The sequence below is a fragment of the Streptomyces sp. DSM 40750 genome (assembly GCF_024612035.1).
GTDB lineage: Bacteria > Actinomycetota > Actinomycetes > Streptomycetales > Streptomycetaceae > Streptomyces.
The window spans coordinates 818,856-830,693 of record NZ_CP102513.1 but is presented as its reverse complement, the minus strand read 5'-3'; the positions used below and the strand labels follow the sequence as shown (position 1 = coordinate 830,693).

Genomic DNA, 11,838 nt, shown 5'->3' with positions numbered 1-11,838 from the left:
CAGGTAGTTACCTGCATAACGTTGAGTGTGCGATCAGAGGGCGACCAGGCAATGGACAAGGTCTTCAAGGCGCTGGCCGACGAGACGCGCCGGAGGCTGCTGGACCGGCTGCACGAGCAGAACGGTCAGACGCTGGGTGAGCTGTGCGAGCGGATCGACATGGCACGGCAGTCGGTGACGCAGCACCTGGCCGTTCTGGAGGCCGCCAACCTGGTCAGCACCGTGCGGCGTGGGCGGGAAAAGCTGCACTACCTCAATCCGGTCCCGCTCCACGAGATCCAGGAGCGGTGGATCGACAAGTTCGAGCGCCCGCGGCTGAGGGCGCTCGGTGCCGTGAAACGACGAGCCGAGGAAGCCATGACCGACAAGCCCGCATTCGTGTACGTCACCTATATCGCGAGCACACCCGAGAAGGTCTGGGAGGCGCTCACCAGCGCCGAGATGACCGCCGACTATTGGGGGCACCGGAACGAGTCGGACTGGCGGCAGGGCTCGCGCTGGGCCCACGTCCGCACCGACGGCTCCGGTGTCGAGGACGTCGTCGGCACGGTCGTGGAGAGCGAGCCCCCGACCCGCCTGGTCACCACCTGGGCCGAGCCCGGGAACGAGGGCAAGGAGGACACGTACTCGCGGGTCACCTTCGACATCGAGCCGCATGGCGACATCGTGCGGCTCACCGTGACCCACGAGGACCTGGCCGACGAGGGCGCGCTCGCCGAAGTGTCGTTCGGCTGGCCTGCGGTGCTGTCCAACCTGAAGTCGCTGCTCGAGACCGGCAGTGTGCTGCCGCAGGAGCCGTGGGAGGTGCCGCGCGGCCGGTGAGGCCCGGTCCGGTGGGCCTGGGCGAAGGGCGACGGCCGACCCGCCTGAGCGGATCGGCCGCCGTTACCCCTCGCGGGCGTTCCTGTTCACGCCTGCGGTGTACGGCCCGCACGCGTGTTGCCCTTGGCCGAGGCCCCGGCGCACACCAGCCCCAGGAGCAGGGCCAGGGCGCCGATGATGATGTTGTTGACCACGACACCGGCGTCCGGGCTGTCGCCGACGATCCACGGTGAGACGATCATCCAGATCCCTGTCGCGCAGATGGCCCAGCTCAGGCCGTACATCCTCTCCGGTGCGGCGGTGAAGCCGAGGGCCAGCAGACCGATGGCGATGCCCACGATGAGGTTGTGGGGCACCAGTGCGGGCTGGCTCGTCGTGTAGTGGAGAATCCACGGGGACACGGCGCAGTACAGACCGAGCAGGAACACCGGTCCGTCCACGAGCGCCACATCGCGACCACCGAGCATGCGGGCGTACCGAGCCTGCATTTCGGTTACATCAGGGTGGCTGGTGATGTCACTCCTGTGTGAGACGTTGGCCATGACTCGACTCCTTTGAACTCTGCAGGCCTGACCGCGTCTGGTGGGGTATGCGGTAAGCGCCGCGTACGTTCATTCTGCGCTTATTTTGTCTTTATGTGTAGTGGTCGAGGAGGAGGGTGGGGCGGACTCGACGATCGGCTCCGGGTAGGCCGGCGCGGCGCGATCCCGCAGCTTCCAGCCCCTCGATGTCCGCAGGCTCCGGCACCCGGCGAGCGCCGCCCAAGGCCTGTGGCGGCACCCTTCGTCAGGCGGGCCGCCACGGCGGCACAGGTCCCGTTCGCGAGCTGAACACCGAAGGCGGCCCGGAAGGGGTCAGTACGCGGCTGACAGCGAACCGAGGTGTGCCCGGCGCACCTCGGCGGTCTGGCCCTGCACCAGCAGGAACATCGCCTCGCGGGCCAGCCGTTGCGCCCGGCTGTCCAGGTCGAGGGCGCGCCCGCCGCCGGCCACGAGCGCGGCGGTCGTCGCCGTGCGCATCAGGTCGAACGCCTTCGTCTTGAGGGCCAGCCGCTCCTCCATGTGCTCGTGCGGCGCGGGATGGTCGGCGAGGGCGTAGGCCTGCCGCCGCACCTTGTCCAGGCGCAGACGCAGGGCCTTGGTCGTGGGGTCGTCCTGGTCCAGGAGACCGAGGGCCGACTCGGCGACCCCGAACACCGCCGGGGAGGCGTTCGTCGGCTTGGGCCGGTCGCTCGCGGCCCAGGACTCGTACGGCGCGTGCAGGGCCACGGCGCCGTCGGGGATCCACAGCCCGTCGAGCTGGAGCGAGACCGTACGGGCAGCCGTGAGTGCCGCGAGCCGCATGGGCGCCGAGGCTTTCAGTCCGGACTGCTGCTTGGCCTCGGTGAACGCGAACACCACCTCGTCCGCGTCCGTCACCCCGGCCAGCAGCATCACCTCGTTGAGCCCCCACCCGGTGTACCAGGGGACCGTGCCGTGGAACCGCCAGCCACCACGCTTCGGCACGGCCCGCACAGGGACTTGCGGGTACCTCCGCAGATGCGCGTAAGCGACGCCGGACAGCAGCTCGCCGGTGGCGAGTTTCCTCAACAGGCCGTCACGGGCGGGGAGTTCGCTCTTCATGAGGGTCAGTACGGGTGTGTAGTGCTGGGTCTGCACGAACCATGTGGAGCAGCACGCCCCCGCCAGGATCTCGGCGGTTTCCCGCGCCACGGAGTTGGGGGCGCCCGACCCGCCGTACGCCACCGGCGCGCTCACCCCGAGCAGCCCCGACCGCTTGATCGCCTGGATGCTGCTCGCGGGTACCCCCTCCTGGTCGACGCGCTCCGCCTGAGGCGCGAGCACCTCGGCGGCGAGTCTGCGCGCCTGGACGACGAGGGGGTGCGGTGACGTGGTCATGGGGTGATTCTCCCCGGCTCCGGTCCCGAAGATCACCTCTTTGGGACCGGAAGATCACATCTTCTCCGACCACGACTTCGCCCCGGCCTGCACCGGTTCGGCCTGCCGCAGGTGTCCCGGCGGTGGTGGCGCGGCGGCGCGGGATGAAAGAGGCGAGGAGGAAGGCCCTGGGGGGCGGCGTCGGCGCCGATGGCCATGACGACCTTGAAGCCGTTCTCGCCAGGGGAGGGCGCAGCCGTCGAAGTCGGTGGTCATCTCCGCCACCAGCATGACCACGCGGAGCAGCGGCATCCGCCGTTTGGCGAACACGCCGCCGAGCCGGCCCACGACCGGGGTGGCCACCGTGGCCGCGAGCAGGGTGGCCGTGACCGCCCGCAGACATGAGTGAGACCTGCGTCACGTCGGCCCGATGTCAGGTCGGCGGCCGTAAGCGGTCAGGCCGTTGCGCTTGCATGTGATCGTCGGGGTCGCGCCCCCGACGGCTCTACGAGCAACGGTTCGCTCCACCCCCCACCGAGGCCGCCAGGCCCTGTAAGGAGAAAGACCATGAAAGACCGGGCCAAGGTCGAGGAACTCCTCGTCACGTCGGACCTTCAGGTGCAGACCTCGGCGGTCGCGTGGAAGCACGTCAAGGCCGAGTACGTCGACATCGTCGAGGACATCCTGGCGACGCTGGCGCCGAGCGGGCCCTACGCGTACACCGTCGTCCCCACCCTCGAAGAGGGGAAGGAGATCCCGACGCAGCGGATCGTCGACACGTACGAGGCCATCGAGAGCAGCTACCGCAACATGCACCGGTTCGCCGCCGTCGTCGGGATCCGGCCCGTGGCGGAGATCAACACCTCCTGGTACACGTTCGTGAGCGGCTCGGGCCGGGGGCGCGACAAGAACACCGGCGTCGAGAGCGAGCGCCCCATCATCGTGCTGTTCCCGACGATGGGTTCCGAGGGCATCACCGGTGAACTCTTCTGGGGGCGCACGCAGCAGGACTCGCTGCCGGGCGACCCGGCCGACGGGGTGCTGGCCAGCAGGTTCGCCGTGGCCGAGGTGCACGGCGCACTGCTCGACGCCTACCGCAAGGGCGACGTGAGCGCGATCGTCGAGCGGGCCCACCCCGAGATCCAGACGGGCGTCCGGGACTACGCGGCGGGCGTCGGCACCCTGGTGGAACTGCACACCAGGGACGACCTGAAGTCCCACCTCCAGGAGTTCTACGCCCACTACGAGGTGCGGGAGATCGAGGTCGTCAAGCAGCACTTCGACGACTGGTTCTTCTTCCATGAGCTGCGCTGGACGGTCGAGGCCCGCAAGGGGCCCGAGGTCGGCAGTGTCCTCCGCTACCACACCGCCGAGTACGCGGAGGTGTCCGGCACCGGACTGGTCGTCGCGCACATCGGACACGGCACGGACCAGCTGAAACTCGGCTGAGGCGAGGCCTCAACTCCCGTACGTCGGTTCCCCGGACGGCAAGGCGTCGTCCGGGGAACGATGCGTGTCCGGGCAACCGCCCTCCATATTGCTTGACTTAGGCAAACTTCTGCTACGGTGACGGCATGTCCCTACCGCGCCCCATCGAAGCGGCCGCCCTGACGGACGTCACCGAGATCGAGCGGCTGCTCACCCGTATCGCCCATCTGACCGGCCGGGCCCGCCAGCACGAGCGTCTGATGTCCGAGAGCGGACTGTCCCTGGACCGCGCCTCCGTGTCGATCCTGCGGCAGATCGCCGAGAGCGAGCCGCTGCGCCCGGGGGTGCTCGCGGTTCGGCTGTCCGTGGAGGCATCCCATGTCACCCGTCAGCTGCGGCAGTTGGAGAAGGACGGCTATGTGATCCGCGTTCCCGACCCGGACGACCGGCGGGCGCAGCGCGTCCAGATCACGGACGCCGGACTGGCGGCCGTCGACCGCATCAGGGAGGCCGGCCGACGGGGCATCGGGACGGTGTTGAGCGACTGGCCGGCCGAGGACCTGCGGCAACTCGCCGGTCTCTTCCACCGGTTGGTCGACGACTTCGTCGACAACGCCGAGGAGGCCGTCGAACCCCGGCCCGCCGACTGACGCCGCCCGGCCCGATCCCCCCACGCAAGCCCTACGCGAACGGTCTGGTCATGCGCAGTCTGCTCACCGAGAAACCGTCGTCGCCGCGTGGCGACGGACAGCACGTCCTGGTCGTCGTCGGCGATCCGGGCGTCGCCGAACTCCTCACCACCACCATGGAGTTGGCCGGATACCGGGTCGCCGCGGCGGTCACCGGCGCCGAGGGGATGGCGAGGATCGCCCGGCACCGGTACGACCTGGTCGTCTGGGACGCCGCACTGCCGGACCAGGAGCGCTTCGCGCGGGGCCGACGCGGCGCACCGGCGGACCGGCCCCCGCTGCTGTTCCTGACCACCTGCGACTCACTCCACGACCTGGTCCCCGACCTCCGCCCCGGCGACGAGGACTACGTCGTCAAGCCCGTACGCATCGCCGAAGTCCTCGACCGGGCACGGGCGTTGCTCCGTGGCCGGGGTGGTCCCGAACGGCCCGAGGGAATGCCCTGCTACGGCGATCTGGTCCTCGACGACGCCGCGTGCGAGGCGCGGCGCGGATCCAGGCCGCTCTGCCTCACGCCCGCCGAGTACCGGCTGCTGCGCCATCTACTGGCCAACGCCGAGCGGGTGCTGTCCAAGGAACAGATCGGCCGGCATGTCTGGGGCGAGTTCCGCGCCCATGGCGCGATCGAGAAGCTCGTCGCCCGTCTCAGGCGCAAGGTCGACCAGGAAGGGCCCGCGCTGATCCATACCCGTCGCGGCTTCGGCTACTGGCTCGGCTGCCCCGACGACTGACTCGCCCTCGCGCCACGGCGGTTGACTGGTCTACACCCTTGACTGGTACAGACCAACGCGGTTGAGTGGCCCCCACACCCCCACCACGGCCGCCCCACGCCGTGGCCGGCCCCGCCGGCGCGTGCGCGCGAGGTTCCTCCCAGTCATGCCCAAGGGCCCCTTGCCCGGGTGCGGCCGTGCCGACGAAGGAGTTGGTCCCGTGTCGAGGCGCCGTATCTCCGCCGTACTGACCGCGCTGGTCATCGGCGGTTCCACACCCCTGCTGCTGCCCGCGCAGAGCGCGTCCGCCGCCCCCTGTTCGAGCTACGCGAACTGGGTGGCCGGCAAGTCCTATGTCACCGGCGACATCGTGCGCTACACCGACGGCAAGGCGTACCGGGCCGAGCACGACAACCCGGGGTACGACCCCGTCATCAGCACCTGGTACTGGGAGCCGTACGCCTGTGAGAACGGCCCCACCAACCCCTCCGGGTTCGTGGTGAGCGAGGCTCAGTTCAACCAGATGTTCCCGAGCCGGAACTCGTTCTACACGTACAGCGGGCTGCGGGCGGCCATGAGCGCCTACCCGGCCTTCGCCAACACCGGCAGCGACACCATCAAGAAGCAGGAGGCGGCCGCCTTCCTCGCCAACGTCAACCACGAGACCGGCGGGCTCGTCCACATCGTCGAGCAGAACACCGCCAACTACCCGACCTACTGCGACTGGAGCAAGCCGTACGGCTGCCCGGCCGGGCAGGCGGCCTACTACGGCCGGGGCCCGATCCAGCTCAGCTGGAACTTCAACTACAAGGCGGCCGGCGACGCGCTCGGCCTGGACCTGCTGGGCAACCCCTGGCTGGTGCAGAACGACGCGGCCGTCGCCTGGAAGACCGCCCTGTGGTACTGGAACACACAGACCGGTCCCGGCACCATGACCGGCCACAACGCGATGGTCAACAGCGCGGGCTTCGGGCACACCATCCGCAGTATCAACGGCTCGCTGGAGTGCGACGGCAAGAACCCCGCGCAGGTGCAGAGCCGGGTGAACGCGTACCAGCGGTTCGTCCAGATCCTCGGGACCACGGCAGGCGGCAATCTGTACTGCTGACACCGCCGCACCGATCGTGATGTCATGCACCTGACTTCATCGCGGGGGTCCGGTCCACGACCGGGCCCCCGCTCCACCCCCCCGTCCCGATGAAGGGCATCGTCATGCCGAGCCCCCGCACGACCCTGCTCGCGACCGCCGTCGCGCTGGCCGCCGTCGTAGCCGCTCCCGCCCCCACCGTCTCCGCAGCCGTCCCGGCCACGGGCGCCTACTACGTGCAGAGCGCCACCACCGGGCTCAACGCGGCCGACAGCGGGGGAACGGTCGAGCAGCACCGGCCCAAGGGCGACGAGGACCACCAGCAGTGGACGCTGCGGGCGAGCGGATCCTCGTACGTCCTGGAGAGCGTGGACGCGCCGGGCAGTTGCCTCGGCCGCTCCGGCGACCAGGCGAGAACGGCCGCGTGTACGAGCGCCGACGCGGCCTGGGACATCACGGAACTCGGTGCCGACCGGTACCGGCTCAAGGTCCCCGGCGCGGAGCGTTACCTCACGGTCGGCGCCAAGCCCTCCGGCTCCAACCACCCGGCGCAGCTGTCCGTCGGCTCGGCGAGCGGTCTGGCCGCCTGGTACCTCACCCCGGTCGCGCCACCGACCCGTCCCATGCCCTCGGCCGACCAGCGCACCTTCGACCAGGTCACCTTCCTCACCTCCCACAACGCCTACGCCAACGGCGTCGACGGCGGCTTCGCACCGCCCTTCGTGAACCTGGTGCCGAACCAGACCCGCGGCATCGACCAGCAACTCGCCGACGGCGTACGCGGATTCATGCTGGACATCCACCAGACGTCGGACGGCGCCATCCTCTGCCACAACAGCTGCACCCTCGTCAGCCGCCCCGTCGCCCTCTGGGTGGACATCCAGCGCATGGTCGACTTCCTCGAGCGGAACCCCGATCAGTTCGTCACCGTCTTTCTGGAGGACTACGTCGACCCAGGCGTCCTGCGTGACGAACTCGCCCGCGTCAACGGCCTGTCCGACGTGCTCCACCGGCCCGACCGGACAGGCGTACGGACCAACGGCTGGCCGAAGACGGCCGATCTGATCGCCGCGAACGACCGGCTGCTGATCTTCACCGACCACAGCCGCTCCGCCGACCAGTCCGCCGGGCTCACCCGGGACACCTTCGGCGTGATGTACCAGAAGGAATGGACCGTGGAGAACCACTGGTCCATGGGCGGCGGCATCGGCGACTCCGACTGGTCCTGCTACAGCCGCTGGTACGACGCCAACACCAACATCCCGCTCACCCGCACCGAGCCGGGCTTCAAGCCGCTGTTCGTCATGAACCACTTCCGTGACGCCGGGATCACCTCGACGGCGACCACGGACAACACCAAACTCGCCGACCGTGCCCAGCGGTTCTGCCGGACGGCCGCCCGCAAGAAGCCCAGCTTCCTCGCCGTGGACCACTACAACCTCGGCAACCCGGCGTCCGCGGTAGCGACTTTGAACACGTACATCTATCCGTAAAGCCCGGCGGGCGCGGTGCCCGGCGCGTGCGAGACTGCGGCGATGACCTCGGAGACGATCACCGCGACCGCAGCCGGCACCTGGACACTCGGCGACCTCCCCGTCAACCGCGTCGGCCTCGGCGCGATGCGGCTGACGGGCAGCGCCGCCTTCCACCTCGGAGCCCCGAGCGAGCGCGAGCGGTCGATCGCCGTACTGCGCCGCGCGGTCGAGCTGGGCGTCAACCACATCGACACGGCCGCGTTCTACTTCTCCTCGCTGCGCTCCGCCAACGAACTGATCAACAGCGCGTTGGGCGGCCCCTACCCGGACGACCTGGTCATCGTCACCAAGGTCGGACCTCACCGGGAGTATTCGGGGGAGTGGGGCACGGCCGCCCGCCCCGACCAACTCCGCGGACAGGTCGAGGAGAACCTGCGGCAGTTGGGCCGCGACCATCTCGACGTGGTCAATCTGCGCCGGATGCGGCAGGACTCCATCGCCGAGCACTTCGGCGCGCTGGCCGAGCTACGGGAGGCCGGGCTCATCCGGCATCTCGGCGTCTCCGCCGTCGAGCCCCGGCACCTCGCCGAGGCCCGGGCGATCGCGCCCGTGGTGTGCGTCCAGAACCAGTACGGCCTGCGCGGCCCGGACCCCGCCGACGACGTGCTCCGCGTCTGCGGCGAACAGGGCATCGCGTTCGTACCGTTCTACGCGATCGCCGGCGAGGCCGGTCCCGAGGGCGCGAGCACCGCGCACGACGACGAACTGCTCGCCGTCGCCCGTGCCCACGACGCCACCCCCGCCCAGATCCGGCTCGCCTGGACCCTCCACCAAGGACCGCACGTCCTCGCCATCCCCGGCACGGGGAATCCGGACCACCTCGCCGAGAACATCGCCGCGGGTGCTCTCCGGCTCACGACGGAGGAGGTGGCCCGGCTCGACGCCGTCCATCGAGCGAAGCCGTCCGGGACCTGACGACCGCGACGGGCGCCGACACACTCGGCCCACGCGGGCGCGACACCCGGCCCACACAGGCGCGGGCAAAGCAGCATCAACAGGTTCATCCGTATCTCCGTGGATACTCCGCCCTTCAGGGCGGAGAGGAATCGGACTCCTGCGGAGCAGGGCAACGAGCTGCGATTCGCCGCCAGGGCGGATCGCAGTGCTCTGACCGGCAGATTTGATCTTTACCTGCGGCCGCCCTAGTTTGTGAGCGTGACCGGGAACCGCGTGAAGCGGGCGTTCAAGTACCGCTTCTATCCGACCGATGCGCAGGCAGCGGAGCTGTCGCGCACGTTCGGATGCGTGCGCAAGGTCTACAACATGGCGCTCGCGGCCCGTACCCAGGCGTGGACGCGGCAGGAGCGGGTGAACTACAACCAGACCTCCGCGATGCTGACGGCCTGGAAGAAGACCGAAGAGCTGGCCTACCTGAATGACGTGTCGTCGGTGCCGTTGCAGCAGACGCTGCGGCACCTGCAAGTCGCCTTCACCAACTTCTTCGGCAAGCGGGCGAAGTACCCGCGCTTCAAGTCGCGGAAGAAGTCGCGGAAGTCCGCCGAGTACACCACCAGCGGCTTCCGGTTCCGGGACGGACAGCTCACGCTCGCGAAGATGAGCGAGCCGCTCGACATCACGTGGTCGCGTGCGCTGCCGGAGGGCGCGAGCCCGTCGACGGTGACCGTCTCTCAGGACGCGGCGGGACGCTGGTTTGTCTCCCTGCTGTGCGAGGACCCCAGCGTCAAGCTGCTGCCCGCCACCCATACGGCGGTCGGTATCGACGTCGGCCTGGACCACCTTCTGACGCTGTCCACCGGAGAGAAGATCGCCAACCCCCGGCACGAGCGCCGCGACCGCGCCCGGCTCGCGAAGGCCCAGCGGGAACTCGCCCGCAAGGCCAAGGGGGACGGCGCGAACCGGGCCAAGGCCCGGCGCAAGGTCGCCCGCATCCACGCCCGCATCACCGACCGTCGCCGAGACGGTCTCCACAAACTCACCTCGAAGCTCGTGCGCGAAAACCAAACGCTCGTGATCGAGGACCTGACCGTGCGCAACATGGTCAAGAACCGGAGTCTGGCCCGCGCCATCTCGGATGCGGCATGGTCGGAATGCCGGAGCATGCTGGAGTACAAGGCCACCTGGTACGGACGTGAGGTGATCGCCGTGGACCGGTGGTTCCCCTCCTCAAAGCTGTGCTCCGCCTGTGGCGCCTTGCAAGACAAGATGCCACTCAGCGTCCGCACGTGGACGTGCGACTGCGGCACGACCCACGACCGGGACGTGAACGCGGCGCAGAACCTCCTGGGGGCCGGGCTGGCCCTGACAGTCTGTGGAGCCGGTGTAAGACCTCAACGGAGTTCTCCGGGCAGGCAGTCGGCGATGAAGCAGAAAACCCAGCGGCGCGAGCCGTAGGAATCCCCCTCGTTCACGAGGGGGAGGAGGTCAAATAGGCTGCCTGTTCTGCCCCTGCCGTTCGTCACCACCCGGGAGAGTCATCCGTGAGCGTAGCCACCGCCCACTCCGCATCGGCCGTACCGCCCGCCGACGGAACGCACGTGACCGTGCCGCAGCAGGACGACGGCTACTGGGTCGAGCCGAGCGTGACCGACGACGCGGCGCCCTCGGGTGCCGCCGAGGACGGGACGCCCGCGCAGGAGTCCGGCGACGATGTTCCCGCCGATGCCGTGGACGAGCAAGTCGCCCGCGACGCCCGGGAGTTCGGAGTGTACGCGCGCACCGGCGGCTGGGCGTTCGCGTTGAAGGTGGCGCGCAGCGTGCGGCCCGGCGGGGAGACGGCGGGCGAGACGCCGAAGGTGTCGGCGAAGCACTTCGCCGAGCTGGCCGGGTGCTCGCCGGAGCGGGTCATGCGCTACTACAAGGCGTGGGACAAGGCGGCCGACGACGGCATGGTCCCGCACTTCGAGGCGCTGACCCCCGGCGAGGAGATCGACCTTCCGGACTCGGACGTGTGGCTGTCCTACTACAGCTCCCGTTCCAGCGCGACCTCCGACCGAGGCACCGCGATCACCGCGGCCGCCGAGGCCGAGGGCATCCGCCCGACCAAGGCGCTGGAGGTCGCCGAGAACCCCACCGCGCTGCGCGCCGCGATCCTCGCCGACCCGTCCACCGCGCAGGCGGCCCGCACCGCGCTCCTCGACCGCCTCAAGGAGGACCCCTCCCTCCAGACGGAACTGGCCCGCGACATCGCCCGCACCGACGAGCTGAAGAAGGCCGTCGCGAGCGAGACCCAGGCGGCCAGCCGGATCGGCTACGTCCGGCAGATCGTCGAGAACGGGCAGGTCAAGACCCCGGCCGGCCAGGTCATCGACGCCACCGCCGAACTGCGCGCCGAGGCCGAGCGACACCTGTCCCTCATCGACGAGCTGGACGACGACGAGGACACCGGCGAGTGGGCGACGGAGGCGTACGACACCGTCAAGGAGCTCGTCGTCCAGGCCGTCGAGGCCGACCCCGAGCTGCGGGTCCAGGAACGCCGTACGAAGTTCTACAGCAGCCTCCAGAAGGCGACGAAGGTCTTCGAGGAGCTGACCCTCGACGACGCTGTCGACCTCGACACCATCTACGAGGACGACATGCTCCAGCGCCTGGAGGAACTCCAGCAGGCGCTCAACACCTGCATCGCCGCCCTCCGCAAGGCGTCGCCGGCCGAGTGATCCCGGGCTCCGGCCCTCCCGAGGACTGAGGCCCCCTGCCACGCAGGGGGCCTCCGGCGTGCCGTAGGTGCCTCAG

Annotated in this window: 11 protein-coding genes; 9 read left to right on the top strand and 2 right to left on the bottom strand. The window is 69.6% G+C overall.

The annotated features are described in order from the left end of the window. Positions 1–51: 51 nt before the first annotated feature. Positions 52–822 (top strand): ArsR/SmtB family transcription factor, encoded by a 771-nt coding sequence (locus tag JIX55_RS03945; protein WP_257561812.1) that lies wholly within the window; start codon positions 52–54, stop codon positions 820–822. A gap of 86 nt (positions 823–908) precedes the next feature. On the opposite strand, the gene JIX55_RS03940 is transcribed toward JIX55_RS03945, so the two are convergent. Beyond that, complete coding sequence (locus JIX55_RS03940) at positions 909–1,364, bottom strand: SPW repeat protein (RefSeq protein WP_257561811.1); 456 nt, start codon at positions 1,362–1,364, stop codon at positions 909–911. A 312-nt stretch (positions 1,365–1,676) separates the two neighbouring features. Then, positions 1,677–2,720: an acyl-CoA dehydrogenase family protein gene (locus JIX55_RS03935; RefSeq protein WP_257561810.1), complete on the bottom strand. Its 1,044-nt coding sequence runs from the start codon at positions 2,718–2,720 to the stop codon at positions 1,677–1,679. A 546-nt stretch (positions 2,721–3,266) separates the two neighbouring features. Between JIX55_RS03935 and JIX55_RS03930 the strand changes: the two genes are divergently transcribed. From JIX55_RS03930 to JIX55_RS03895, 8 genes are all read left to right on the top strand, one after another. Further along, complete coding sequence (locus tag JIX55_RS03930) at positions 3,267–4,148, top strand: hypothetical protein (protein WP_257561809.1); 882 nt, start codon at positions 3,267–3,269, stop codon at positions 4,146–4,148. 125 nt (positions 4,149–4,273) lie between these two features. Then, the gene (locus tag JIX55_RS03925; protein WP_257561808.1) at positions 4,274–4,777 is read left to right on the top strand and encodes a MarR family winged helix-turn-helix transcriptional regulator; all 504 of its coding nucleotides are present in this window, start codon (positions 4,274–4,276) and stop codon (positions 4,775–4,777) included. Between the two features lie 50 nt (positions 4,778–4,827). After that, entirely contained in the window at positions 4,828–5,547 is a 720-nt protein-coding gene (locus tag JIX55_RS03920) for a response regulator transcription factor (protein WP_257561807.1), read from the top strand. A 199-nt stretch (positions 5,548–5,746) separates the two neighbouring features. Continuing rightward, complete coding sequence (locus JIX55_RS03915; protein ID WP_257561806.1) at positions 5,747–6,634, top strand: glycoside hydrolase family 19 protein; 888 nt, start codon at positions 5,747–5,749, stop codon at positions 6,632–6,634. Positions 6,635–6,738: 104 nt separating this feature from the next. Further along, on the top strand, positions 6,739–8,106 hold the full coding sequence (locus JIX55_RS03910) for an RICIN domain-containing protein (RefSeq protein ID WP_257561805.1): 1,368 nt from the start codon (positions 6,739–6,741) through the stop codon (positions 8,104–8,106). 42 nt (positions 8,107–8,148) lie between these two features. Continuing rightward, positions 8,149–9,063 (top strand): oxidoreductase, encoded by a 915-nt coding sequence (locus tag JIX55_RS03905; protein WP_257561804.1) that lies wholly within the window; start codon positions 8,149–8,151, stop codon positions 9,061–9,063. Positions 9,064–9,297: 234 nt separating this feature from the next. Next, on the top strand, positions 9,298–10,500 hold the full coding sequence (locus tag JIX55_RS03900) for an RNA-guided endonuclease InsQ/TnpB family protein (protein ID WP_257561803.1): 1,203 nt from the start codon (positions 9,298–9,300) through the stop codon (positions 10,498–10,500). A gap of 86 nt (positions 10,501–10,586) precedes the next feature. Continuing rightward, positions 10,587–11,762 (top strand): hypothetical protein, encoded by a 1,176-nt coding sequence (locus JIX55_RS03895; RefSeq protein ID WP_257561802.1) that lies wholly within the window; start codon positions 10,587–10,589, stop codon positions 11,760–11,762. Positions 11,763–11,838 lie beyond the last annotated feature (76 nt).

Coding starts and splice junctions, on each gene's coding strand:
- JIX55_RS03905 (WP_257561804.1), top strand. CDS start 8,149: ATGACCTCGGAGACGATCACCGCGACCGCAGCCGGCACCTGGACACTC.
- JIX55_RS03910 (WP_257561805.1), top strand. CDS start 6,739: ATGCCGAGCCCCCGCACGACCCTGCTCGCGACCGCCGTCGCGCTGGCC.
- JIX55_RS03935 (WP_257561810.1), bottom strand. CDS start 2,720: ATGACCACGTCACCGCACCCCCTCGTCGTCCAGGCGCGCAGACTCGCC.
- JIX55_RS03940 (WP_257561811.1), bottom strand. CDS start 1,364: ATGGCCAACGTCTCACACAGGAGTGACATCACCAGCCACCCTGATGTA.
- JIX55_RS03930 (WP_257561809.1), top strand. CDS start 3,267: ATGAAAGACCGGGCCAAGGTCGAGGAACTCCTCGTCACGTCGGACCTT.
- JIX55_RS03925 (WP_257561808.1), top strand. CDS start 4,274: ATGTCCCTACCGCGCCCCATCGAAGCGGCCGCCCTGACGGACGTCACC.
- JIX55_RS03920 (WP_257561807.1), top strand. CDS start 4,828: ATGCGCAGTCTGCTCACCGAGAAACCGTCGTCGCCGCGTGGCGACGGA.
- JIX55_RS03945 (WP_257561812.1), top strand. CDS start 52: ATGGACAAGGTCTTCAAGGCGCTGGCCGACGAGACGCGCCGGAGGCTG.